Consider the following 23434-nt stretch of genomic DNA (forward strand, 5'->3'; position numbering starts at 1 on the left):
CGCGCGGGCGTCTCAAAAGCCGAGCTTGCGCAGCTGGCGCGGGTCGCGCTGCCAGTCCTTGGCGACCTTGACGTGCAGGTCGAGGAAGACGGGGGTGCCCAGCAGCGCCTCGATGTGCTTGCGGGACTTGATGCCGACCTCCTTCAGGCGCTTGCCCTTGGGGCCGATGATGATGCCCTTCTGGCTGGGGCGCTCGATGTAGACGTTGGCGTGGATGTCCAGCAGCGGCTTGTCGGCGGGGCGGTCCTCGCGCGGCAGCATCTCCTCGACCACCACGGCGATGGAGTGCGGCAGCTCGTCCCGTACGCCTTCGAGCGCGGCCTCGCGGATCAGCTCGGCGACCATGACCTGCTCGGGCTCGTCGGTGAGGTCGCCCTCCGGGTAGAGCGCCGGGCCCTCGGGCAGCAGCGGCACCAGGAGGTCGGCGAGGAGCTGGACCTGCTGGTCGCCGACGGCGGAGACCGGGACGATCTCGGCCCACTCGATGCCCAGCTCCCGGCCGAGCCGGTCGACGGCGAGGAGCTGCTCGGCGAGGGTCTTGGAGTCGACCAGGTCGGTCTTGGTGACGATCGCGATCTTCGGGGTCTTCTTGATCCCCGCCAGTTCCTTGGCGATGAACCGGTCGCCGGGGCCGACCTTCTGGTCGGCGGGCAGGCAGAAGCCGATCACGTCGACCTCGGCCCAGGTGGTGCGGACGACGTCGTTGAGCCGCTCGCCCAGCAGCGTGCGCGGCTTGTGCAGGCCCGGCGTGTCCACCAGCACCAGCTGGGCGTCGGGGCGGTGCACGATGCCGCGCACGGTGTGCCGCGTGGTCTGCGGCCGGTTGGAGGTGATGGCCACCTTCTGACCGACCAGAGCGTTCGTGAGGGTGGACTTGCCGGCGTTGGGACGGCCGACGAAGCAGGCGAAGCCCGCGCGGTGGGTCGCTTCGGTTTCTGGTTTACGAACGCTCATGGGGGCCATTCTCCCCGATCCCGGCACGCGCCACGTACCGCGCGGCCCCCACCGCCGTCCCCGGCCCCGTCCGCCGCCCCCGCCGGCCGGTGCTCAGCCCGCCGTCACCCGGGCGCGCACCTCCGCGTCCGGCCCGGCGAGGAGGACCGGGGTGCCGGGGCCGCCCAGGTCGCGCACGGCGGCGCGGTCGGCGTCCGCGACGGCCTCGGCCTCGGAGACGACGGCCGCCGCCTCCAGGGACTTGGCGCCGCTGGCGACGGCCATCGCCACGGCCGTCTGGAGGGCGCTCAGCCGGAGCGACTCCAGCGCGACCGTCCCGGCGACGTACGTCCGCCCGGTCTCGTCCCGCACCGCCGCGCCCTCGGGCACGCCGTTGCGGGCACGGGCGCTGCGCGCCAACGTGATGATCTTGCGGTCCTCGGGGGCGAGTTCGGTGCTCTGCGTCATGCCCCGAGCATAAGCAGGGCGGCCGGGGACGCCCCGGCCGCCCTGTGGAGCGGGGGCCTCAGCCCTGGGCGGCCTTGGCGAACTTCTCGCCGCCGCGCTTGGCGAGGTCCTCGAAGGCGGAGTGGTCCGGCTTGGCGCCCATCGGGACGTACGCCAGGCGCGTCACGCCGGCGCCCTGGCGGGCGACCAGCACGTCGGACTCCAGCTTCATGCCGAGCTGCGGGATGTCGAGGACGAGCCGCACGCCGACGGCCTCCTCGCCGACCTGCGGCACGGTGAGCTTCTCGGCGGTGACCGACATCTTCTCGCCGGCGTCCACGCTGACGAAGGAACCGCACTTGCCGGTGGCCTCCTCCACGCTCTTCACGAACGCCGCCGCGGCGTCGCCGTCGGAGTAGGTGAAGACCTGGTGGGCGAGGATCGCGCTGTCCGCCCCGCGGGCGAACTCGCGGCTGCCGCCCTGCGTGGCACCGTCGATCTTGTCGGACATGAGCACGGCCAGCGGCTGGCACTCGGGCTTCTCCGCCTTCGGGGCCTGGTCCGAGGAGGCCGCGGCCTCGACCTTCCAGCCGGCCGGGAGGTCGGCGACCTCCAGGAGGCCCGCCTTCATCTGGGCCTCGGTGAGCGGGGCCGCGGCGGGCTTCTGCCCGGCGCTGCTGCCGCTCTCGCCGCCCTTCGCCTGGTCGTCCTTCTTCTCGGACGAGCCGCCGCACGCGGCGGTCAGGAACAGGGCGGACGCGGTCATCGCGACGACGGCGCCGCGACGCATACGGGTGTGAGTACGCATAAGAGTCTGAACTCCCCAATGTCGGTTGATCCTGGGGAGCTGCTGGTTCCCCCCTCCCCGCCCTCACGGGCCGCAGTGAGGATAGCCGCCGCCACCGACAGACGATCAACGAATAAACGCGCGGTGGCCGCGGCCGGGCGCTACGGGCGGTCCAAACGGAGGCGTTCGGCCTTGGGGAGGCCGGCGACGACCAGGTCGTAGGAGTCCTCGATCAGTTCCCGCACCAGGGCCGCGGGGAGCGCGGAGACGGTCACCGTGTTCCAGTGGCGCTTGTTCATGTGGTAGCCGGGGGCGATCGCGTCCGGGTGGCCGGCGCGCAGCCGGACCGCCTCGTCCGGATCGCACTTGAGGTTCACGGTCAGGGGCCGTGCGTCGAGCGCGCTGAGGGCGAACATCTTCCCGGCGACCTTGAACACGGAGGTGTCCGGGCCGAAGGGGAAGTCCTCCACCGCGGCGTTGAAGTCCAGGCAGAACGCCCTCAGCTGCTCGGGGGTCACGCGGCCTCGTCCTCCGACTGCGGCGGTACGGGCTCCGCCAGCACGGTCACGATCTTGTTGCGGCGGCCCGCCGGGGACTCCGCGGTCAGCCTGAGCGCCCGCCCGTCGGGCAGCTCCACCACGGCGGACGCCCCGGCGATCGGGACGCGGCCGAGGGCCTTGGCGAGGAGCCCGCCAACCGTCTCCACGTCCTCGTCGTCGTACGCGTCGAGCCCGAACAGCTCGCCCAGGTCGCCGATGTCGAGGCGGGCGGTCACCCGGTAGCGGCCGTCGCCGAGCTCCTCGACGGGCGGCAGCTCCCGGTCGTACTCGTCGGTGATCTCACCGACGATCTCCTCCAGGATGTCCTCGATGGTGACGATGCCGGCCGTGCCGCCGTACTCGTCGATGACGACCGCGCAGTGGTTGCGCTGCTGCTGCATCTCGCGCAGCAGGTCGCCGGCGTTCTTCGTGTCCGGCACGAACGTCGCCGCCCGCATCGCCGTGGAGACGAGGTCGGACTCCGACTCGCGGTTGATGTGGGTCTTGCGGACGAGGTCCTTCAGATACACGATGCCGACCACGTCGTCCTCGTTCTCCCCGGTCACGGGGATGCGCGAGAAGCCGGAGCGCAGGGCGAGCGTGAGGGCCTGGCGGACGGTCTTGTACCGCTCGATCGACACGAGGTCGGTGCGCGGCACCATCACCTCGCGGACCAGGGTGTCGCCCAGTTCGAAGACCGAGTGCACCATGCGGCGCTCCTCGTCCTCGATGAGCGACTCCTGCTCCGCCAGGTCGACCATGGCCCGCAGCTCCGCCTCCGAGGCGAAGGGCCCCTTGCGGAAGCCCTTGCCGGGGGTGAGGGCGTTGCCGATGAGGATCAGCAGCTGCGGGACCGGGCCCATGATCCGGGCGAGCGGCAGCAGCACGTACGCGGCGGCCGTCGCCGTGTTCAGCGGGTGCTGGCGGCCGATGGTGCGCGGCGAGACGCCGACGGCGACGTACGAGACGAGGACCATCACGCCGATCGCGACGACCAGCGCGCTCCACGTCCGCGCGAACTCCTCCAGGCACACGTACGTGACGAGCGCGCCGGCCGCCGTCTCGCAGGCGACGCGGACGAGCAGCGCGACGTTCAGATACCGGGTCGGGTCGGAGGCCACCTGGGTCAGCCTGGCGGCGCCGCGCCGCCCCGCCCGTACCGCCTCGGCGGCCCGGAAGCTGGAGACGCGGGCGATGCCGGCCTCGGCGCACGCGGCGAGCCACGCGACCACGACCAGCGCGACGGCCCCCAGGACGAGTTGGCCGGTCATGAGACGGTCGGCGCCGGGGACGGGCCGGTGAGGCCCTTCTCCGCCCGCCAGCCGTCGATGATCGCCGCCTGGAGTCCGAACATCTCGGCCTTCTCGTCGGGCTCCTCGTGGTCGTAGCCGAGGAGGTGGAGCACCCCGTGGACGGTGAGCAGCTGGAGCTCCTCGTCCATGGAGTGCTGCGTGGGCGCCTCGCGGCCCTGCCGCTCGGCGACCTCGGGGCAGAGCACGATGTCGCCGAGGAGCCCCTGCGGGGGCTCCTCGTCGTCCTTCGACGGCGGGCGCAGCTCGTCCATCGGGAAGGACATGACATCCGTCGGGCCCGGCAGGTCCATCCACTGGATGTGCAGCTGCTCCATCGCCTCGGCGTCCACGACGATCACCGAGAGCTCGGACAGGGGGTGGATGCGCATCCGTGCGAGCGCGTAGCGGGCGACGTCGAGGATCGCCTGCTCGTCGACCTCGGTGCCGGACTCGTTGTTGACGTCGATCGACATGTGCTGTTCGGTCTCTCGCTCTGAATTGTCAGCGCCCGTTGAGGGTGTCGTACTTCTCGTACGCGTCGACAATACGGCCGACCAGCTTGTGCCGTACGACGTCGTGCGACGTGAGGCGGGAGAAGTGGACGTCCGGGACGCCGTCGAGGATGTCCTGCACCTGGCGCAGACCGCTCCTGGTGCCGTTCGGCAGGTCGACCTGGGTCACGTCACCGGTGATGACGATCTTCGAGTCGAAGCCGAGGCGGGTGAGGAACATCTTCATCTGCTCGGGGTTCGTGTTCTGCGCCTCGTCGAGGATGATGAACGCGTCGTTGAGCGTCCGGCCGCGCATGTACGCCAGCGGCGCGACCTCGATCGTCCCGGCCGCCATGAGGCGCGGGATCGAGTCGGGGTCGAGCATGTCGTGGAGCGCGTCGTACAGCGGCCGCAGATAGGGGTCGATCTTCTCGTAGAGCGTGCCGGGCAGGAAGCCGAGCCGCTCGCCCGCCTCGACGGCGGGCCGGGTCAGGATGATCCGGTTGACCTGCTTGGACTGCAGGGCCTGGACCGCCTTCGCCATGGCGAGGTAGGTCTTGCCCGTGCCGGCGGGGCCGATGCCGAAGACGATCGTGTGCTTGTCGATGGCGTCGACATAGCGCTTCTGGTTGAGCGTCTTGGGGCGGATGGTGCGGCCGCGGCTGGAGAGGATGTTCTGGGTGAGGACCTCGGACGGCGTTTCGGCCGCCGCGCCCGCCCCGGTCTCCTCCTTGAGCATGGCGATCGAGCGTTCCACCGCGTCCTCCGTCATCGGCTGCCCCGTGCGCAGCACCAGCATCATCTCGTCGAACAGCCGCTGGATGAGGGCCACCTCGGCGGCCTCGCCCACCGCGCTGATCTCATTGCCCCGCACATGGATGTCGGCGCGGGGGAAAGCCCGCTCGATCACGCGGAGCAGGGCGTCGCCCGAGCCGAGCACGGTCACCATCGGATGCTTGGCGGGTACGGTGAAGTGGGCTCGTACCTGGTCTGTCGGTGTCTGAGTCATGGGCCGGCTCTGTGGCCTGCGCATACCTCCTGTTGCAGGGTTCTCGCCGCTCGACAACCTCTGGACTGTCCAGGGTACGGCGTTCGGCTGACAACCCAGAAGGCTTTTCCCCGGCGGTCAGGCGGAGCGGCCGAAGCCGATCGTCGGGACCGCCCGGCGCAACGGCCAGGGCCGGGTCGGCGCGGGCAGCAGCGCGTCGAGGAAGGCGTACCGGCGCAGGCCCGCCGGGTCCTGGTCGGAGCAGCCCTGCACGTACTGCCACCAGGCGGCGACCTCCACCCAGCCGGGCGCGGACAGCGACCCGCCGAACTCCTGCACGGACAGCGCGGCCGTCAGCCCCGCGAACGCCAGCCGGTCGGCGAGCGGCCAGCCGGCGAGCGTGCCGGTGAGGAACCCGGCCACGAACACGTCCCCGGCGCCCGTCGGGTCCAGCGCGGCGACCTCGATGGCCGGGACCTCGGCGGTCTCGCCGGTGGAACCGTCCACGGCGTACGCCCCGTCCGCGCCGAGCGTCACCACGGCGAGGGGCACCTTGCCGGCCAGCGCGCGGGCGGCGGCGCGGGGGCAGTCGGTGCGGGTGTAGCGCATGGCCTCCTCGGCGTTCGGCAGGAACGCCTCGCAGTGCTCCAGGTCGGGCAGCGCCGCCAGGTCCCAGCGGCCCGTGTCGTCCCACCCCACGTCGGCGAAGATCCGTGTGCCGCGGCGGGCGGCCTGCTCCACCCACGCCTCCGGGCGGCCGGGTGCGAGGGAGGCGACGGCGGCACGCGCGCGGGGCGGGCAGGCGGGCACGGAGCCCTCCGGCGGCGGCGCCTCGTGGCCGTGCGACACCATCGTGCGCTCGCCGTCGTACGCCATGGACACCGTGACCGGCGAGTGCCAGCCGGGCACGGTGCGCGACCGGGACAGGTCGATCCCCTCGCCCTGCGCGAGGGCGTCCCAGCAGTACTCGCCGTAGTGGTCGTCACCGAAGGCGGCGGCGAGCGAGGTGCGCAGGCCCAGCCGGGCCAGCGCGGTCGCCATGTTCGCGACGCCGCCGGGGCTGGAGCCCATGCCGCGCGCCCATGTCTCGGTGCCGCGCGCGGGCGCGCTGTCGAGGCCGGTGAACACGATGTCCAGGAAGACGGTGCCCGTCAGGAACACGTCGCAGTCGGGGTCCGCCGGGGTGCGGAGCCCGCCCAGCGGGTCCACGCCCGCGGTGTGCTGGTGCTGCTGGCCTCCGAAGGCGTCGGGTGTGGTCACGGCGTGCTCCCGGTCGCGCGGTGCTGATCCGGCCAGTGTGCCCGATCCGCCGCGACCGGTCCCGCGATCCCGCCGGGCTCCGCCGTACGGGTGGGCGCGCCCGCCTCAGTCGAACGCGTACGCGTCGACCTCGGCCAGGTACCGCGCGCGCAGCGCCTCGTCGTGGTCGAGGAACGCCGCCTCGAAGGAGTTCCTGGCGAGGAGCCGCAGGTCGTCCTCGGTCAGGGCGAGCGCCTCCCGCACGGCGTGGAACGTGTCGCCCACGTACCCGCCGAAGTACGCCGGGTCGTCCGAGTTCACCGTGACCAGCAGTCCGGCGTCCATCATCGCCTTCAGCGGGTGGTCCTCCAGGACGTCCACGGCGCGCAGCCGCACGTTGGACAGCGGGCACAGCGTGAGCGGCACCCGGTCCCGTACGAGCCGCTCCACCAGCTCCGGGTCCTCCAGGGCGCGCAGCCCGTGGTCGATCCGCTCGACGCCCAGCAGGTCGAGGGAGTCGCGGATGTACGACGGCGGGCCCTCCTCGCCGGCGTGGGCGACGCGCCGCAGGCCCAGCGCGGCGGCCGCCTCGTACACCTCGCGGAACGTGGCGGGCGGGTGCCCGACCTCGGCGGAGTCCAGGCCGACGCCCGTGATGTGGCGCAGGTACGGCTTCGCCTCCTCCAGAGTGGCCAGCGCCGACTCGGCGGACTCGTCGCGCAGGAAGCACATGATGAGGCGGGTGGTGACGCCGTGCCGCTCCTCGGCGCTCTCCAGCGCCCGGGCGAGGCCCTCGACGACCGTGCCGAAGGGGACGCCGCGCGAGGTGTGGGCCTGCGGGTCGAAGAAGATCTCGGCGTGCCGGACGCCCTGCGCGGCGGCCCGCGCGAGGTAGGCGTCGGCGAGCTCCGCGAAGTCGTCGGCGGTGCGCAGGACGGCCATCAGCGCGTAGTACAGGTCGAGGAACGACTGGAGGTCCTCGAAGCGGTACGCGCGGCGCAGCTCGTCGGTGTCGGCGTAGGGCAGGTCGACGCCGTTGCGGGCGGCGAGCGCGAACGCCAGCTCCGGTTCGAGGGTGCCCTCGATGTGGAGGTGCAGCTCCGCCTTGGGGAGGTCTTCGGGGAGGTTCATGCGGGGTGGTTCCTAGGGGCGCTTGGGGAGGGGGACGCGGATGAGGTCCTGGGCGATCGTCAGCTCCCCGTCGAACCCGGCGGCGCGGGCCTGCCGTTCGAAGGCGGACGGGTCGCCGTAGCGCTGCGAGAAGTGGGTGAGGACGAGGTGGCGGACGCCCGCGTCGCGGGCGACGGCGGCGGCCTGCCCGGCGGTCAGGTGGCCGTGCTCGACGGCGAGGGAGGTGTCCTCGTCGAGGAACGTGGACTCGATGACGAGCAGGTCGCAGCCCTCCGCCAGGGCGTGGACGCCGTCGCAGAGCCGGGTGTCCATGACGAACGCGAAGCGCTGGCCGGGCCTGGTCTCGCTGACGTCCTCCAGGCGCACCCCGCGCAGGGTGCCCTCGCGCTGGAGGACGCCCACGTCGGGTCCCGTGATGCCGTGCGCCGCGAGCCGCTCGGGCAGCATGCGCCGCCCGTCGGGCTCGGTCAGCCGGTAGCCGAACGACTCGACCGGGTGGGAGAGGCGGCGCGCCTCCAGGGTGTAGCCGGGGGTCTCGGCGACGGGCCCGTCGGCGGCGACGGGCGCCTCCACGATGTCGGCGCGCTCGCGGTAGGCGGTGGCGTACCGCAGCCGCTCGAAGAACCGCTGCCCGGACGCCGGGTAGTGGGCGGTGACGGGGTGCGGGACCTGGTCGAGGTTGATGCGCTGGATGACCCCGGCGAGGCCCAGGGAGTGGTCGCCGTGGAAGTGGGTGACGCAGATGCGGTCGATGTCGTGGGCGGCGACCCCGGCGCGCAGCATCTGCCGCTGGGTGCCCTCGCCCGGGTCGAAGAGGATGCCCTCGCCGTCCCAGCGGAGCAGGTAGCCGTTGTGGTTGCGGTGGCGTGTGGGCACCTGGCTTGCGGTGCCCAGCACGACGAGCTCTCGTACGGACACGGGGTCTATCCGGGCGGCCACTCGAGGCCGCGGCCGCCGAGGACGTGGGCGTGCGCGTGGAAGACGGTCTGCCCGGCTCCGGTGCCCGTGTTGAAGACGATCCGGTAGCCGCTCTCGGCCACCTTCTCCTGCGCGGCGACCTCGCCGGCCTCGCGCAGCACGTCGGCGGCGGCCTCCGGCGCGGCGGCGGCGAGCGCGGCGGCGTCGGCGTGGTGCGCCTTGGGGATGACCAGCACGTGCGTCGGCGCCTGCGGGTTGATGTCGCGGAACGCGAGCGTGGTCTCCGTCTCGCGGACGACGGTTGCGGGCACCTCCCCCGACACGATCTTGCAGAACAGGCAGTCGCTGCGCGGCTCTCCGGCCATGCTGGCGGCCCTCTCTCGACTCGGACGGCAGATACGTCCGTACCCTATCGCCGCCCGGCGGGCCGCCGCTCGGGTCCGCCGCACACCCGCCCCGGAAACGGCGGCGGACCGGGAGGGCGGTGCCGGGACCGCCGGACCTGGGGCCCTGCCGGGTCGCGCCGCCGGGGCCGCCGCCGGGTGGGGCGGGGGCGTGCCGGGGCGGTGGGTCAGGACTGGGTCAGGACCAGCGGCCCGTGCGGCCCAGGAGGAGCGCCGTCGCCGCCGTACCGGCCGTCGAGGTGCGCAGGACGCTGCGCCCGAGCCGGTACGGCCTGGCGCCGGCCTCCGCGAACGCCGCGAGCTCGTCGGGCGCCACCCCGCCCTCGGGGCCGACGACCAGCACGACGCGGCCGGCCGCGGGGAGCGGCGCGGTCGCGAGCGGTTCGGCGCCCTCCTCGTGCAGGACGGCCGCGAAGTCCGCCTCGGCCAGCAGCCCGGCGACCTGCTTGGTGGTCATGGCCGCGGCGACCTCGGGGAAGCGGACCCGGCGGGACTGCTTGCCGGCCTCGCGGGCGGTGGCCCGCCACTTCGCCAGGGACTTCGCGCCCCGGTCGCCGCGCCACTGGGTGATGCAGCGGGCGGCCTGCCACGGCACGATCGCGTCGACGCCGGTCTCCGTCATCGTCTCGACGGCGAGCTCGCCCCGGTCGCCCTTGGGGAGAGCCTGGACGACGGTGATGCGCGGCTCGGGCTCCGGCTCCTCCCGGATCCCGTTCAGGTCCATGACGACGAGCCGGTCCTTGCCCTCGGCGGCCTTGACGACGCCCTCGGTCCAGCGGCCCCGCCCGTCGGTGAGGACCACGTCCTCGCCGGGGTTGAGCCGCCGCACGGACACCGCGTGGCGGCCTTCCGGGCCGTCGAGGACGTACTCGGGCCCGGCGGGAACCTGCTCGACGACGAAGACGGGGGCGGTCATGACACACCTCTCAGGGCCGGCGCCTCAAGGGCGGACCGGAGTTCGGAACGGAGTACTTCGACGAGCCGCCCGGCGGGCAGTTCGCGGGCCAGCCGGTGGCCCTGCCCGGCCCACAGGGCCATGCCCTGCGGGTCCTTCGCGACGGCGGCCGCCTTGCGCAGCCCGCTGGTCAGATGGTGCACCTCGGGGTACGCGGCCGGGGCGTACGGACCGTGCTCCCGCATGAACCGGTTGACCAGGCCCCGCGCGGGGCGGCCCGAGAAGGCGCGGGTCAGCTCGGTGTGGGTGAACAGCGGGTCCGTCAGGGCCCGTTTGTGCACCGGGTCGGCGCCGGACTCGGGGCACACCAGGAACGCGGTGCCGAGCTGCGCGGCCTCGGCCCCCGCCGCGAGGACGGCGGCGATCTGGGCGCCGCGCATCAGCCCGCCCGCGGCGAGGATCGGCAGCCGTACGGCCTCGCGGACCTGGGTGATCAGCGCCAGCAGACCCGTACCGGACGTCTCCGTCTCCGGGTCGTCGCGGTGGGTGCCCTGGTGGCCGCCCGCCTCCACGCCCTGGACGCACACGGCGTCGGCCCCGGCGCGCTCGGCCGCCCGCGCCTCGTCGGCGCTGGTGACCGTGACGACCGTAAGGGTGCCCACGCGCGCGAGGGCCGCCACCGTGTCGGCCGCGGGGCAGCCGAACGTGAACGACACGACCGGCACCGGATCGTCCAGCAGGATCGCCAGCTTCGCGTCGTAGCCGTCGTCGCGGCCCCGGTCGGTGTCGCCGAGCGGGGTGTCGTACCAGGCGGCCTCGCCGGCGAGCTGCTGGCGGTAGACGTCGACCGCGGCGGGGTCCGCCTGGCCCGGCTGCGGCATGAACAGGTTCACGCCGAACGGGCGGGCCGTGAGCGCCCGGACCCGCTGGACCTCCTGGTACATGCCGTCCGCCGTCTTGTACCCGGCGGCAAGGAAGCCCAGGCCGCCCGCCTCGGACACGGCGGCGGCCAGCCCCGGGCAGGAGGCGCCGCCGGCCATGGGCGCCTGCACGATCGGGAAGCGGCAGAGATCGGTCAGCGCGGAGGACATGCACGCATGGTGTCACGCCCCGCGCCGCCGCCGAACCCCGCGCCGGGCGGGCGTCCGGCCGCACCGGCGACCGGAGCCCGCACGGGCCGCGGGGGTGCGGCCGCTCCCGTACGAGCCGGGGCTAGCGGCCGTTGAACGCGTCCTTCAGGCGGGAGAACAGACCCTGCTGGCCCGGCGCGAACTGGCCCATGGGCCGCTCCTCGCCGCGCAGCTTGGCCAGCTCCCGCAGCAGGCGCTCCTGCTCCGCGTCGAGCTTCTGGGGCGTCTGCACCTCGACGTGGACGACGAGGTCGCCGCGCCCGCCGCCGCGCAGGTGCGTCACGCCCCGGCCGTGCAGCGGGATCGACTGGCCCGACTGGGTGCCCGGCCGGATGTCGACCTCCTCCAGGCCGTCGAGCGTCTCCAGCGGCACCTTCGTGCCGAGGGCGCCCGCCGTCATCGGGATCGTCACCGTGCAGTGCAGGTCGTCGCCGCGCCGCTGGAACACCGGGTGCGGCAGCTCGTGGATCTCCACGTACAGGTCGCCGGCCGGGCCGCCGCCGGGACCGACCTCGCCCTCGCCCGCGAGCTGGATGCGCGTGCCGTTGTCGACGCCGGCCGGGATCTTGACCGTGAGCGTGCGGCGGGAGCGCACCCGGCCGTCGCCCGCGCACTCCGGGCACGGGGTGGGCACGACCGTGCCGAAGCCCTGGCACTGCGGGCAGGGGCGGGACGTCATGACCTGGCCCAGGAAGGACCGCGTCACCTGCGACACCTCACCGCGGCCGCGGCACATGTCGCAGGTCTGCGCGGTCGTGCCGGGCGCGGCGCCCTCGCCGGAGCACGTGGTGCACACGACGGCCGTGTCGACCTGGATCTCCTTCGTGGTGCCGAAGGCGGCCTCGTCGAGCTCGATCTCCAGGCGGATCATCGCGTCCTGGCCGCGGCGGGTGCGCGACCGGGGACCGCGCTGGGACGCCGTGCCGAAGAAGGCGTCCATGATGTCGGAGAAGTTCCCGAAGCCGCCCGCGCCGAAGCCCGCGCCCGCGCCGGCGCCGCCGGACGAGGACAGCGGGTCGCCACCGAGGTCGTAGACCTGCTTCTTCTGCGGGTCCGACAGCACCTCGTAGGCGGCGTTGATCTCCTTGAACCGCTCCTGCGTCTTCGGATCGGGGTTGACATCCGGGTGCAGCTCGCGGGCGAGCCGCCGGAATGCCTTCTTGATCTCGTCCTGGGACGCGTCGCGGCGCACGCCGAGTACGGCGTAGTAGTCCGTGGCCACTTACGACTCCGCCAGGATCTGTCCGACGTAACGTGCCACTGCGCGTACCGCTCCCATCGTTCCGGGGTAGTCCATGCGGGTCGGTCCGACCACGCCGAGTTTGGCGACCGCCTCGTCGCCCGAACCGTAGCCGACCGCGACGACGGACGTGGAGTTGAGCCCCTCATGGGCGTTCTCGTGGCCGATACGTACGGTCATGGCCGGATCTGTCGCCTCGCCGAGCAGCTTGAGGAGCACGACCTGCTCCTCCAGTGCCTCCAGCACGGGCCGGATGGTGAGCGGGAAGTCGTGTCCGAAGCGCGTGAGATTGGCGGTGCCGCCGATCACCAGGCGCTCCTCGGTCTCCTCCACCAGCGTCTCCAGCAGCGTGGAGAGCACCGTGGAGACCGTGCCCCGGTCCTCCGGTTCGAAGGACTCCGGGAGGTCCTGCACCAGCTGCGGCACGTCGGTGAACCGCCGGCCGACGACCTGGCTGTTCAGCCGGGCACGCAGGTCGGCGACGGACGTCTCGCCGAACGGGGCGGGGCAGTCGACCATGCGCTGCTCCACCCGTCCGGTGTCCGTGATCAGGACGAGCATCAGCCGGGCCGGGGCCAGCGACAGCAGCTCGACGTGGCGCACCGTCGACCGGGTCAGCGAGGGGTACTGCACCACCGCGACCTGGCGGGTGAGCTGGGCGAGCAGCCGGACCGTGCGTCCCACGACGTCGTCCAGGTCGACCGCGCCCTCCAGGAAGTTCTGGATGGCCCGGCGCTCCGGCGGCGACAGCGGCTTGACTCCGGCGAGCTTGTCGACGAAGAGGCGGTAGCCCTTGTCCGTGGGGATGCGGCCGGCGCTGGTGTGGGGCTGGGCGATGAACCCCTCCTCCTCCAGCACCGCCATGTCGTTGCGCACGGTGGCCGGCGACACGCCCAGGTTGTGGCGCTCGGTGAGCGCCTTGGAGCCGACGGGCTCCTCCGTACCGACGTAGTCCTGGACGATCGCGCGCAGCACCTCGAGTCTGCGTTCACTGAGCACGGCGCGCACCTCCAGCTGGCTCCGGTTCACTGACGTCTGCTGGCACTCGCCGTGTCCGAGTGCCAATCATCCCCGCGGCCAGTGTACGGCGCCGGGGTCAATGCCTGGCAAGGGCGACGTGACGGGCGTGACAGCGCGCGGGGGCCGATCACCGTACCGCGCGCCCGCCGGGGGCATTGCCGATAGCGTCGCGGTATGGACGTCGCTTGGGAAGAGTTCGGTTGGGAGCGGCTGGCGGCCGGCGTCGGCCGCAGGCGGCTTCCGGGCTGGGACGCCACGGTCGGGCTGGTCGTCGGCGAGGACGCCGCGCTGCTGTTCGACGCGGGTTCCACGCTGCGGGAGGGCGCCGCGATCAGGGCGCAGACGCAGCGGCTGCTGGGCGGGCGGCGCGTGACGCACATCGCACTGAGCCACCCGCACTTCGACCATGTGCTGGGCGCCGCCGCGTTCGCCGGCGCGCAGGTGTTCGGCGCCGTGGGGCTGGACGAGGTGCTGGTGCGCGAGCGGGACGCGCTGCGGGAGGACGCCGTACGGGAGGGCGTCGCGCCCGACGAGGCGGGCGAGGCCGTGGACGTGCTGGTGCACCCGCACCACCTGGTGTGCGGGGAGTGGACGCTCGACCTGGGCGGGCGGCAGGTGCTGCTGGCCAACGCCGGACCGGGGCACACCGGCCACGACCTGGCGCTGCTGGTGCCGGGGGCCGCCGGGGACGCGCCGCCCGAGGTGGTGTTCTGCGGGGACCTGGTGGAGGAGTCCGGCGAGCCGCAGGCGGGACCCGACGCGTTCCCCAAGCGCTGGCCCGCCGCGCTGGACCGGCTGCTGGCACTGGGCGGCGAGGACGCGGCGTACGTGCCGGGGCACGGGGCGGTGGTGGACGCGGCCTTCGTGCGCGCCCAACGCGATGAGCTAGCCGCCCGGTTCGCGGTGGCGTAGCGGAGCGCGGGCCGGCGGTCCCGGGCGTCGTGGCGGGGGCGCGGGCCGGCGGGCCGCGGGTGTCGCGGGGGGTGCTGGTCCGGCGGTTGCCGGTGTCGTAGCGTCTGGCGAATGCGCGCTTACGACCCCGATCTGACCCCTCCGTGGAAGAAGCAGGCCGCCGTGCCGGAGGTGCCCGCCGAGCCCGACCTGGTGGTCGAGGAGGCGGGGACCGGGTTCTGCGGGGCGGTCGTGCGGTGCGAGGCCGGGACGGTGACCCTGGAGGACCGGTTCGGCAAGCACCGGGTGTTCCCGCTGGCCCCGCGCGGCTTCCTGCTGGAGGGCCGGCCGGTGACCCTGGTGCGCCCGGCCGCCGCCGCTCCGTCGCGCCCCGCCCGTACGGCCTCCGGTTCGGTCGCGGTGCCGGGCGCGCGGGCGCGGGTGGCGCGGGCGGGCCGGATCTACGTGGAGGGCCGGCACGACGCGGAGCTGGTGGAGCGGGTGTGGGGCGACGACCTGCGGATCGAGGGCGTCGTCGTGGAGTACCTGGAGGGCGTGGACGACCTGCCGGCGATCGTGCGGGACTTCCGGCCCGGCCCGGACGCCCGGCTCGGGGTGCTGGTGGACCACCTGGTGCCGGGGTCCAAGGAGGCCCGGATCGCCGCGTCGGTCACCGACCCGCACGTCCTGGTGGTGGGCCATCCGTACGTGGACGTGTGGCAGGCCGTGAAGCCAGCGGCGCTGGGCATCCGGGCGTGGCCCGACGTGCCGCGCGGCCAGGACTGGAAGACGGGCGTGTGCCGGGCGCTGGGCTGGCCGGAGAACACCGGCGCGGCCTGGCGGCACATCCTGGGCCGGGTCCGCTCCTACAAGGACCTGGAGCCGGAGCTGCTGGGCCGCGTGGAGGAGCTGATCGACTGGGTGACGGCACCGCACCCGGGGTGACGCGGGCGGGGCACGGGGCGGGGCCCGGCCCGGGCTCGCGCCCGGCCCGTCGCCGCGCGCCTCGGGGCCGGGGCGGGGCCGAGGGCGCGGGGGCCCGCACCCCGGTCCCCGGCCCGCGCCCGGCCCGTCGCCCGCCCCGGGGACGTCAGTCGACCAGGTCCCGTACCACCGCGTCCGCGAGCAGCCGGCCGCGCAGGGTCAGGACGGCACGCCCCTCGGCGTAGGGGCCCGTCTCCAGGAGGCCGTCCCGCACCGCGCGCTCCGCCGCCGCCAGCCCCGCCGGGCGCAGCAGCGACAGGGCGACGCCCTCCCGCAGCCTCAGCTCCAGCAGGACCCGCTCCACGCGCCGGTCCTCCTCGCTCAGCAGCTCCCGGCCCGCGCCCGGTGACCGGCCCTGGGCGAGGGCGGCGGCGTACGCGCCGGGGTGCTTGACGTTCCACCACCGCACGCCGCCGACGTGGCTGTGGGCGCCGGGGCCCGCGCCCCACCAGTCGGCGCCGCGCCAGTACAGCTCGTTGTGGAGGCAGCGGCCCGCCTCCGACGTGGCCCAGTTGGACACCTCGTACCAGGAGAACCCGGCCTCCGCGAGCACGGAGTCCGCGATCAGGTACCGGTCGGCGTGCACGTCGTCGTCGGTCATCGGCACCTCGCCGCGCCGGATGCGGCGGGCGAGCTGCGTGCCCTCCTCGACGATCAGCGCGTACGCGGAGACGTGGTCGGGCCCGGCGCCGATCGCGGCGTCCAGGGAGGCCCGCCAGTCGTCGTCGGTCTCACCGGGGGTGCCGTAGATCAGGTCCAGGTTGACGTGGTCGAAGCCGGCGGCGCGGGCCTCGGCCACGCACGCCTCGGGGCGGCCGGGCGTGTGGGTGCGGTCGAGGACCTTCAGGACGTGCTGCCGGGCGCTCTGCATGCCGAAGGAGATCCGGTTGAAGCCGCCCTCGCGGAGCGCGGCCAGGTACGCCGGGTCGACGGACTCCGGATTGGCCTCCGTGGTGATCTCGGCGTCGTCCGCGAGGCCGAACTCGTCGCGGATCGCGCCGAGCATCCGCACCAGGTCGCCCGCGGCGAGCAGCGTGGGCGTGCCGCCGCCGACGAAGACGGTCCGCACGGGCCGGGGGTCGTCGCCGAGGACCTTGCGGGCGAGGCGCACCTCGTCGGCGAGGGTCGCCGCGTAGTTGTCGCGGGAGGCGAGGACGCCGCCGGAGCCGCGCAGCTCGGTGGCGGTGTACGTGTTGAAGTCGCAGTAGCCGCAGCGGGTCGCGCAGTACGGCACGTGCAGATAGAACCCGAGCGGCCGCTCCGCGCGCCCTTCGAGGGCGGACGGGGGCAGGGACCCGTCCTCGGGCACGGGCTCACCATCGGGCAGTACGGAAGGCATGGGGTCCATTGTCCGTCACCGCCGCCGGTACGCGGCGCGGCGGCGGTGACGGACGTGCGGCCCGGCGGGCGTCAGGCCTCGCGGGCGCCCTCGTACATCTCGTCGATGAGGTGCCGGTACTCCCGCTCCACCACGGGCCGCTTCAGCTTGAGGCTCGGGGTCAGCTCGCCGTGCTCGACGTCGAGGTCGCGCGGCAGCAGCCGGAACTTCTTGATCGTCTGCCAGCGCTGCAGGCCCTCGTTGAGCCGGTCCACGTACCCCTGGACCATGTCCTTGACCTGCTGGGTGGCGACCAGCTCGGCGTACGCGCGCCCGCCGAGGCCGTGCTCCTGCGCCCAGCCCTGGAGCGCCGCCTCGTCGAGGGCGATGAGGGCGCTGCAGTAGTTCCGGTCGGCGCCGAGGACGACGATGTTGGAGACGAACGGGCACAGCGCCTTGAAGTGGCCCTCGATCTCGCTCGGCGCGATGTACTTGCCGCCGGACGTCTTGAAGAGGTCCTTCTTCCGGTCGGTGATCTTCAGATAGCCGTCGGAGGACAGCTCGCCGATGTCACCGGTGTGGAACCAGCCGTCCGGCTCCAGCACCTCGGCGGTCTTCTCGGGCAGCTTGTGGTAGCCCTCCATGATGCCGGGGCCGCGCAGCAGGACCTCGCCGTCGTCGGCGATGCGCACCTCGCAGCCGGGCAGCGGCTTGCCGACCGTGCCGGTGCGGTACGCCTCGCCGGGGTTGACGAACGACGCGGCGGACGACTCCGTCAGGCCGTACCCCTCCAGGATGTGGATGCCCGCGCCGGAGAAGAAGTAGCCGATCTCCGGGGCGAGCGCGACGGAGCCGGAGATCGCGGCGCGCAGCCGCCCGCCGAACGCGGCGCGGAGCTTGGAGTACACGAGCGCGTCGGCGACCTTGTGCTTCGCGGTGAGGCCGAGCGGCGCCTTGGCCTGGCCGGTGCGGCGGAAGCTGTCCTGGCTGGCCTTGGCGTAGTCGCGGGCGACGCCGGCCGCCCACTGGAAGATCTTGTACTTGGCGGGGCCGCCGGCCCGAGCCTTGGCGGCGACGCCGTTGTAGACCTTCTCGAAGATGCGCGGGACGGCCGCCATGTAGGTGGGCTGGACGACCGGCAGATTCTCGATGATCTTGTCGATGCGGCCGTCGACGGCGGTGACGTGGCCGGCCTCGATCTGGCCGGAGGTCAGCACCTTGCCGAAGACGTGTGCGAGCGGCAGCCACAGGTACTGCACGTCGTCCTCGCGGATCAGGCCCGTCGCGGCGATGGCCTTCGCCATGTAGGACCAGTTGTCGTGCGGGAGGCGCACGCCCTTGGGGCGGCCGGTGGTGCCGGAGGTGTAGATGAGCGTGGCGAGCTGGTCGGCGGTGATGGCCGAGACCCGCTCCCGTACCGCCTCGGGGTGCTTCTCCAGGTGGGCCCGGCCGCGCTCCTCCAGGGCGGCGAGGGACACGACCCAGCCCTCCGGGTCGCCCTCGGCGGGCTCGGCGGCCGCGGGGTCGATGACGACGACATGGTGGAGTTCCGGCAGGTCGGCGCGGCGCTCACGGGCCTTGGCGAGCTGTGCGGCGTCCTCCGCGATCAGGACGCGGCTCTCGGAGTCGGCGAGGATGTACGCGGACTCCTCGGCGTTGGTCTGCGGGTACACGGTCGTGGTGGCCGCCCCGGCGCACATGACGCCCAGGTCGCACAGGATCCACTCGACGCGGGTGGTGGAGGCGAGGGCGACGCGCTCCTCGGGCCGTACGCCCAGCTCGATCAGGCCGGCGGCGATCGCGTACACGCGCTCGGCGGCCTGGGCCCAGCTGAGCGACCGCCACTCGTCCGGCCCCTGCCCCGTGGCGGACGGCACGGGATAGCGGTACGCCTCCGCGTCCGGGGTCTTCGCCACCCGCTCGAGGAAGAGGCTCGCCACGGAGGGCGGACGGTTCTCGATCTGGGTCTTCGTGTCGCTCACGGCGTCCTCCGGCGGGCCTGGCAGATGCCGCACGCGGGGCGTGCGGGCACTTCACTGCTGCGGGAAAAGCGGGTCAACGGCTGGTTGTTTAACTCGCGAGTAACCACCGAGCGGGATCAGGGTAGAGCGCAGCCGTCCGCTGCGTAAGGGGATGTGGACGCGTGATTCATACCCGGTTCATAACGACTGTGGGACGTCCGTGAAAAGGCGGAGGCGCCCGTCCGTCATCCGAACGGGCGCCTCCGGGAACCGGACCACCGCCGCGCGCAGCGGCCCACCGCCGCCTGTGGGCGGTGGGCCGGGGCCGCTCACGGGCGGTCGGCGCGGGGCGTCACGGGCCGGTGGGCGCGGGCTACTTCTTGCCCTTGCCCGCGGACTCGTCGCTGGACAGCACCGCGATGAAGGCCTCCTGCGGGACCTCCACGGAGCCGACCATCTTCATCCGCTTCTTGCCTTCCTTCTGCTTCTCCAGCAGCTTCCGCTTACGGGAGATGTCACCGCCGTAGCACTTGGCGAGGACGTCCTTGCGGATGGCGCGGATCGTCTCGCGGGCGATCACTCGGGAGCCGATCGCCGCCTGGACGGGCACCTCGAAGGCCTGCCTCGGGATGAGCTCCTTCAGCTTGGCGACGAGCCGCACGCCGTACGCGTACGCCTGGTCCCGGTGGGTGATCGCGGAGAAGGCGTCCACCTTGTCGCCGTGGAGCAGGATGTCCACCTTGACCAGGGAGCTGCTCTGCTCGCCGGTGGGCTCGTAGTCGAGGGACGCGTAGCCGCGGGTCTTGGACTTCAACTGGTCGAAGAAGTCGAAGACGATCTCCGCGAGCGGCAGCGTGTAGCGGATCTCGACGCGGTCCTCGGACAGGTAGTCCATGCCGAGGAGGGTGCCGCGACGGGTCTGGCACAGCTCCATGATCGAGCCGATGAACTCGGACGGCGCGAGGATCGTGGCGCGCACGACCGGCTCGTACACCTCGCTGATCTTGCCCTCGGGGAACTCGCTCGGGTTGGTGACGGTGTGCTCGCTGCCGTCCTCCATCACGACCCGGTACACCACGTTCGGCGCGGTGGCGATCAGGTCGAGGCCGAACTCGCGCTCCAGCCGCTCGCGGATCACGTCCAGGTGGAGCAGGCCGAGGAAGCCCACGCGGAAACCGAAGCCGAGGGCCGCGGAGGTCTCCGGCTCGTACACCAGGGCGGCGTCGTTGAGCTGGAGCTTGTCGAGCGCGTCGCGCAGCTCCGGGTAGTCCGAGCCGTCCAGCGGGTAGAGGCCGGAGAACACCATCGGCTTGGGGTCCTTGTAGCCGCCGAGCGCCTCCTGGGCGCCCTTGGCCTGGCTGGTGATCGTGTCACCGACCTTGGACTGGCGGACGTCCTTCACACCGGTGATCAGGTAACCCACCTCGCCGACGCCGAGGCCGTCGGCGGCGAGCATCTCGGGCGAGTTGGTGCCGATCTCCAGCAGCTCGTGGGTGGCGCCGGTCGACATCATGCGGATGCGCTCGCGCTTGTTGAGCTGGCCGTCCACGACACGCACATAGGTGACGACACCGCGGTACGAGTCGTAGACCGAGTCGAAGATCATCGCGCGGGCGGGGGCGTCGGCGACGCCGACGGGCGCCGGGACGTCCTTGACGACGCGGTCGAGGAGCGCCTCCACGCCGAGGCCGGTCTTCGCCGAGACGCGCATGACGTCCTCGGGCTGGCAGCCGACCAGGTTCGCCAGCTCCTCGGCGAACTTCTCCGGCTGGGCGGCCGGGAGGTCGATCTTGTTGAGGACCGGCACGATGGTGAGGTCGTTCTCCATGGCCAGGTACAGGTTGGCGAGGGTCTGCGCCTCGATGCCCTGGGCCGCGTCGACGAGGAGGATCGTGCCCTCGCACGCGGCGAGGGAGCGCGACACCTCGTACGTGAAGTCCACGTGGCCGGGGGTGTCGATCATGTTGAGGATGTGAGTCCTGCCCTGCTGCTCACCCTCGGTGGGCGCCCAGGGCAGCCGGACGGCCTGGGACTTGATGGTGATGCCGCGCTCGCGCTCGATGTCCATGCGGTCGAGATACTGAGCGCGCATCTGCCGCTGCTCGACCACGCCGGTCAGCTGGAGCATCCGGTCGGCAAGGGTCGACTTGCCGTGGTCGATGTGCGCGATGATGCAGAAGTTGCGGATCAGTGCCGGGTCGGTACGGCTCGGCTCGGGCACGTGGGTAGGGGTCGCGGGCACGCAGGGTCCTGATTCTCGAGACGCCCGGGCGTACGCCGGTGTCTCTGCTCGGGTCGACGTCGGATCGAGTACGTAGGTTCCATGGTCCCACGGACGGGGACGGGCGCTCGGTTTGGGCCGCTCGAAGCGCTGCTGGTAACCTGGGCAGCTGTGTCTCGTGGCCCTCTCAGCAGCGTGGCACACATCGAGAAATCCTTACGAACCTGAAAAGGCTCATTCGTGGCGAACATCAAGTCCCAGATCAAGCGGAACAAGACGAACGAGAAGGCGCGCCTGCGCAACAAGGCCGTCAAGTCCTCGCTCAAGACCGCGATCCGCAAGGCCCGTGAGGCCGCCGCCTCCGGCGACGTCGAGAAGGCCACCCTGGCCACTCGCGAGGCGTCCCGCAAGCTGGACAAGGCCGTCTCCAAGGGCGTCATCCACAAGAACGCCGCCGCCAACAAGAAGTCGGCGCTGGCGTCCAAGCTGGCCGCCCTGCAGGGCTGAGCTCCTGTAGTCCCGGGAACCCCGTTCCCGGAACCGGCCCGACCCCTGCGGCTTGACGCCTCGGGGTGAGGGACCGGACGACTTGATCGCCGGGAGGGACCCAGCGGGCCCTCTCAACCACGCTCCCGCCCGGCACCCCCGAGCCCGTACGCGGCCTGCGTTCGCCACGCGGGTACGGGCTCACAGCGAACGTCCCGAAGGCCCCGGCCCCCGTCTTTCCCCAGACGGCCCGGGGCCTTCGGCATGCCCGGGGGTGTCGGGGTTGTCGGAGGTTGTCGCAGGTGCTGGGGTGCTGGGGGCCGGCCTGCCGCGGTTGCGGTGGGCTGCTGCCTCGGTTGGGGGCTGTTGGGAGCGGGTCCTGGCCGGGGGCTGCTGAGGGCGGGGACGGGTCCTGGCCAGGGGGCTGCTGGGGCCTGTCAGCTACGGGCGGGACAGGGCGGTGGGGCGCCGGGGGCGGCGCGGGCGCGGGCGTGAGCCGCGCGGCGGGCCTGCGCGGCGCTGCCCAGGCGGCCGGCGAGGACCGCAAGGGACGGACTGCCCACGGTGGGCGCCCGGCCGGAGCCCTCAGCGGCGGGAGCGGGCGGCGCGGGCGATGGTGACCACGGCCTTCTCCAAGGCGTACTCGGGGTCGTCGCCGCCGCCCTTGACGCCCGCGTCGGCCTCCGCGACGGCGCGCAGCGCCGCGGCCACCCCGTCGGGCGTCCAGCCCCGCATCTGCTGCCGTACCCGGTCGATCTTCCACGGCGGCATGCCCAGCTCGCGGGCCAGGTCGGCGGGGCGGCCGCCGCGCGCGGCGGACAGCTTGCCGATGGCCCGTACGCCCTGCGCCAGGGCGCTGGTGATCAGCACGGGGGCCACCCCGGTCGCGAGGGACCAGCGCAGTGCCTCCAGCGCCTCGGCGGCCCGGCCCTCGACGGCGCGGTCGGCGACATTGAAGCTCGACGCCTCGGCACGGCCCGTGTAGTAGCGGGCGACGACGGACTCGTCGATCGTCCCCTCGACGTCCGCGGTGAGCTGCGAAACAGCGCTCGCGAGCTCCCGGAGGTCGCTGCCGATCGCGTCCACGAGCGCCTGGCACGCCTCCGGCGTGGCGGAGCGGCCCAGCGCCCGGAACTCCTGGCGCACGAACGTCAGGCGCTCCGCGGGCTTGGTGGTCTTGGGACACGCCACCTCACGCGCCTTGGCCTTGCGGGCCGCGTCGAGCAGGCCCTTGCCCTTGGCGCCGCCCGGGTGCAGGAGGACGAGGCTGATCTCCCCCACGGGGGCGGCGATGTACGCCTTGACGTCCTTGATCGTGTCCGCCGACAGGTCCTGGGCGTTGCGCACGATCAGGACCTTGCGCTCGGCGAACAGTGACGGGCTCGTCAGCTCCGCGAGGCTCCCCGGCTGGAGCTGGTCGGCGGTCAGGTCGCGTACGTCCGTGTCGGCGTCCGCCGCCCGCGCCGCGGCCACCACCTGCTGGACGGCGCGGTCCAGGAGCAGGTCCTCCTGGCCCACGGCGAGCGTGACGGGGGCGAGCGGGTCGTCGGTCGAGTTCTTGGCAGCCATCGCCACCAGCATCCCACGCCCCACCGACACCCGGCCGCGCCGCATGCCCGCCCCATACCCGTAACTCGTGCCCCCGCCCCGGCCCGGGCCCCGACAGCGGCACCCAGCACTGGAACCGGCGGCACAGAGGCGGGCGGGCACCGCCCCGGCCCGGGACGCTGGGCGCGGCCACCACGGTGACGGCGTGCCCGACCGGTCCGCGCACGACCGAGCGGGGCCGCCCTCGCGCCAGGCGCGTCGCCGCGAGGTCACGGCACCACGCCGCCCGTCGGCCTCGGGGCCCGCTCGGCCGGGGCGGTCAGGGCTCCTCGCGCCAGCCGTCCCACTCGGCGGCGAAGTCGTCCAGTTCGGCCGCGGACAGGCGGGCGTCCGGGTCCTCGATCACCAGGAGCCACTGGGCGTCCTCGGCGTCGTCCTCGCCCGCGAGGGCGTCACGCACCAGCTGGGGCTCCTCGTCCAGCTCGTAGCGGTCGGCCAGCGCCTCCGCCGCCTCCTCGGCCGCGTCCCGGTCGGGCAGGACGAGCACGTGCCTGACGTCGCCGGTGCGGTT

Annotated in this window: 23 protein-coding genes; 3 read left to right on the plus strand and 20 right to left on the minus strand. The window is 73.2% G+C overall.

Annotation, left to right across the window (positions count from 1 at the left end; genetic code table 11):
* Positions 1-12: 12 nt before the first annotated feature.
* The 15 genes from era to hrcA form a co-directional block, all read right to left on the minus strand.
* The gene (era, locus tag ACSUPT_RS08525; RefSeq protein WP_351967508.1) at positions 13-963 is read right to left on the minus strand and encodes a GTPase Era; all 951 of its coding nucleotides are present in this window, start codon (positions 961-963) and stop codon (positions 13-15) included.
* An 84-nt stretch (positions 964-1047) separates the two neighbouring features.
* Complete coding sequence (locus ACSUPT_RS08530; RefSeq protein WP_436943953.1) at positions 1048-1401, minus strand: cytidine deaminase; 354 nt, start codon at positions 1399-1401, stop codon at positions 1048-1050.
* A 58-nt stretch (positions 1402-1459) separates the two neighbouring features.
* Positions 1460-2170 (minus strand): hypothetical protein, encoded by a 711-nt coding sequence (locus tag ACSUPT_RS08535; RefSeq protein WP_351967506.1) that lies wholly within the window; start codon positions 2168-2170, stop codon positions 1460-1462.
* A gap of 158 nt (positions 2171-2328) precedes the next feature.
* On the minus strand, positions 2329-2685 hold the full coding sequence (locus ACSUPT_RS08540) for an MmcQ/YjbR family DNA-binding protein (protein ID WP_351967505.1): 357 nt from the start codon (positions 2683-2685) through the stop codon (positions 2329-2331).
* Entirely contained in the window at positions 2682-3977 is a 1296-nt protein-coding gene (locus ACSUPT_RS08545) for a hemolysin family protein (RefSeq protein WP_351967504.1), read from the minus strand. The genes ACSUPT_RS08540 and ACSUPT_RS08545 overlap by 4 nt, the downstream gene beginning before the upstream one ends.
* Positions 3974-4471 carry an rRNA maturation RNase YbeY gene (gene ybeY / locus ACSUPT_RS08550; RefSeq protein ID WP_023588788.1) on the minus strand — a complete coding sequence of 166 codons (498 nt, stop codon included), beginning with the start codon at positions 4469-4471 and terminating at the stop codon, positions 3974-3976. Before ybeY ends, ACSUPT_RS08545 begins: the two co-directional genes overlap by 4 nt.
* Before the next feature lie 28 nt (positions 4472-4499).
* The gene (locus tag ACSUPT_RS08555) at positions 4500-5498 is read right to left on the minus strand and encodes a PhoH family protein (protein ID WP_351967503.1); all 999 of its coding nucleotides are present in this window, start codon (positions 5496-5498) and stop codon (positions 4500-4502) included.
* Positions 5499-5615: 117 nt separating this feature from the next.
* Complete coding sequence (locus ACSUPT_RS08560) at positions 5616-6737, minus strand: carbohydrate kinase family protein (RefSeq protein WP_351967502.1); 1122 nt, start codon at positions 6735-6737, stop codon at positions 5616-5618.
* A 105-nt stretch (positions 6738-6842) separates the two neighbouring features.
* The gene (locus ACSUPT_RS08565; RefSeq protein WP_404142880.1) at positions 6843-7847 is read right to left on the minus strand and encodes an adenosine deaminase; all 1005 of its coding nucleotides are present in this window, start codon (positions 7845-7847) and stop codon (positions 6843-6845) included.
* Between the two features lie 12 nt (positions 7848-7859).
* Entirely contained in the window at positions 7860-8765 is a 906-nt protein-coding gene (locus tag ACSUPT_RS08570) for a ribonuclease Z (protein ID WP_404142883.1), read from the minus strand.
* A 5-nt stretch (positions 8766-8770) separates the two neighbouring features.
* Entirely contained in the window at positions 8771-9130 is a 360-nt protein-coding gene (locus tag ACSUPT_RS08575) for a histidine triad nucleotide-binding protein (protein ID WP_351967499.1), read from the minus strand.
* Between the two features lie 217 nt (positions 9131-9347).
* Complete coding sequence (locus ACSUPT_RS08580; protein WP_436943955.1) at positions 9348-10085, minus strand: 16S rRNA (uracil(1498)-N(3))-methyltransferase; 738 nt, start codon at positions 10083-10085, stop codon at positions 9348-9350.
* Positions 10082-11155: a nitronate monooxygenase gene (locus tag ACSUPT_RS08585; protein WP_436943957.1), complete on the minus strand. Its 1074-nt coding sequence runs from the start codon at positions 11153-11155 to the stop codon at positions 10082-10084. The genes ACSUPT_RS08580 and ACSUPT_RS08585 overlap by 4 nt, the downstream gene beginning before the upstream one ends.
* A 121-nt stretch (positions 11156-11276) precedes the next feature.
* Positions 11277-12416 carry a molecular chaperone DnaJ gene (dnaJ, locus tag ACSUPT_RS08590; protein ID WP_351967496.1) on the minus strand — a complete coding sequence of 380 codons (1140 nt, stop codon included), beginning with the start codon at positions 12414-12416 and terminating at the stop codon, positions 11277-11279.
* On the minus strand, positions 12417-13433 hold the full coding sequence (gene hrcA / locus ACSUPT_RS08595; RefSeq protein WP_351967536.1) for a heat-inducible transcriptional repressor HrcA: 1017 nt from the start codon (positions 13431-13433) through the stop codon (positions 12417-12419).
* Between the two features lie 195 nt (positions 13434-13628).
* Here hrcA and ACSUPT_RS08600 point away from each other — a divergent pair, with 195 nt between their 5' ends.
* The gene (locus ACSUPT_RS08600) at positions 13629-14366 is read left to right on the plus strand and encodes an MBL fold metallo-hydrolase (RefSeq protein WP_361659125.1); all 738 of its coding nucleotides are present in this window, start codon (positions 13629-13631) and stop codon (positions 14364-14366) included.
* Positions 14367-14477: 111 nt separating this feature from the next.
* Positions 14478-15290 carry a DUF3097 domain-containing protein gene (locus ACSUPT_RS08605; protein ID WP_361659128.1) on the plus strand — a complete coding sequence of 271 codons (813 nt, stop codon included), beginning with the start codon at positions 14478-14480 and terminating at the stop codon, positions 15288-15290.
* A gap of 145 nt (positions 15291-15435) precedes the next feature.
* Here ACSUPT_RS08605 and hemW read toward each other — a convergent pair whose 3' ends face one another.
* The 3 genes from hemW to lepA all read right to left on the minus strand — a co-directional run bounded on the left by hemW (position 15436) and on the right by lepA (position 20850).
* Entirely contained in the window at positions 15436-16668 is a 1233-nt protein-coding gene (hemW, locus tag ACSUPT_RS08610; RefSeq protein WP_351967493.1) for a radical SAM family heme chaperone HemW, read from the minus strand.
* Between the two features lie 71 nt (positions 16669-16739).
* Positions 16740-18629, minus strand: a complete 1890-nt coding sequence (locus ACSUPT_RS08615) for an AMP-dependent synthetase/ligase (protein WP_436943960.1) — start codon at positions 18627-18629, stop codon at positions 16740-16742.
* A gap of 352 nt (positions 18630-18981) precedes the next feature.
* Complete coding sequence (lepA, locus tag ACSUPT_RS08620) at positions 18982-20850, minus strand: translation elongation factor 4 (protein ID WP_351967491.1); 1869 nt, start codon at positions 20848-20850, stop codon at positions 18982-18984.
* 219 nt (positions 20851-21069) lie between these two features.
* Here lepA and rpsT point away from each other — a divergent pair, with 219 nt between their 5' ends.
* The gene (gene rpsT / locus ACSUPT_RS08625) at positions 21070-21336 is read left to right on the plus strand and encodes a 30S ribosomal protein S20 (RefSeq protein WP_351967490.1); all 267 of its coding nucleotides are present in this window, start codon (positions 21070-21072) and stop codon (positions 21334-21336) included.
* Between the two features lie 564 nt (positions 21337-21900).
* Here the strand turns inward: rpsT and holA are convergent.
* Together holA and ACSUPT_RS08635 are read right to left on the minus strand one after the other, a co-directional pair.
* Entirely contained in the window at positions 21901-22884 is a 984-nt protein-coding gene (gene holA, locus ACSUPT_RS08630) for a DNA polymerase III subunit delta (RefSeq protein ID WP_436943962.1), read from the minus strand.
* Between the two features lie 298 nt (positions 22885-23182).
* The gene (locus ACSUPT_RS08635) at positions 23183-23410 is read right to left on the minus strand and encodes a hypothetical protein (RefSeq protein ID WP_351967535.1); all 228 of its coding nucleotides are present in this window, start codon (positions 23408-23410) and stop codon (positions 23183-23185) included.
* Positions 23411-23434: the final 24 nt, after the last annotated feature.

Origin of the sequence: Streptomyces sp. SudanB25_2051 (assembly GCF_964272635.1) — a bacterium.
In the GTDB taxonomy this organism is placed as follows: Bacteria; Actinomycetota; Actinomycetes; order Streptomycetales; family Streptomycetaceae; genus Streptomyces.

Excerpts from the sequence above, each read along its gene's own strand:
- era (WP_351967508.1), bottom strand. The coding sequence starts at position 963 with ATGGCCCCCATGAGCGTTCGTAAACCAGAAACCGAAGCGACCCACCGC.
- ACSUPT_RS08530 (WP_436943953.1), bottom strand. The coding sequence starts at position 1,401 with ATGACGCAGAGCACCGAACTCGCCCCCGAGGACCGCAAGATCATCACG.
- ACSUPT_RS08535 (WP_351967506.1), bottom strand. The coding sequence starts at position 2,170 with ATGCGTCGCGGCGCCGTCGTCGCGATGACCGCGTCCGCCCTGTTCCTG.
- ACSUPT_RS08545 (WP_351967504.1), bottom strand. The coding sequence starts at position 3,977 with ATGACCGGCCAACTCGTCCTGGGGGCCGTCGCGCTGGTCGTGGTCGCG.
- ybeY (WP_023588788.1), bottom strand. The coding sequence starts at position 4,471 with ATGTCGATCGACGTCAACAACGAGTCCGGCACCGAGGTCGACGAGCAG.
- ACSUPT_RS08555 (WP_351967503.1), bottom strand. The coding sequence starts at position 5,498 with ATGACTCAGACACCGACAGACCAGGTACGAGCCCACTTCACCGTACCC.
- ACSUPT_RS08565 (WP_404142880.1), bottom strand. The coding sequence starts at position 7,847 with ATGAACCTCCCCGAAGACCTCCCCAAGGCGGAGCTGCACCTCCACATC.
- ACSUPT_RS08575 (WP_351967499.1), bottom strand. The coding sequence starts at position 9,130 with ATGGCCGGAGAGCCGCGCAGCGACTGCCTGTTCTGCAAGATCGTGTCG.
- ACSUPT_RS08580 (WP_436943955.1), bottom strand. The coding sequence starts at position 10,085 with ATGACCGCCCCCGTCTTCGTCGTCGAGCAGGTTCCCGCCGGGCCCGAG.
- ACSUPT_RS08585 (WP_436943957.1), bottom strand. The coding sequence starts at position 11,155 with ATGTCCTCCGCGCTGACCGATCTCTGCCGCTTCCCGATCGTGCAGGCG.
- ACSUPT_RS08600 (WP_361659125.1), top strand. The coding sequence starts at position 13,629 with ATGGACGTCGCTTGGGAAGAGTTCGGTTGGGAGCGGCTGGCGGCCGGC.
- ACSUPT_RS08605 (WP_361659128.1), top strand. The coding sequence starts at position 14,478 with ATGCGCGCTTACGACCCCGATCTGACCCCTCCGTGGAAGAAGCAGGCC.
- hemW (WP_351967493.1), bottom strand. The coding sequence starts at position 16,668 with ATGCCTTCCGTACTGCCCGATGGTGAGCCCGTGCCCGAGGACGGGTCC.
- holA (WP_436943962.1), bottom strand. The coding sequence starts at position 22,884 with ATGGCTGCCAAGAACTCGACCGACGACCCGCTCGCCCCCGTCACGCTC.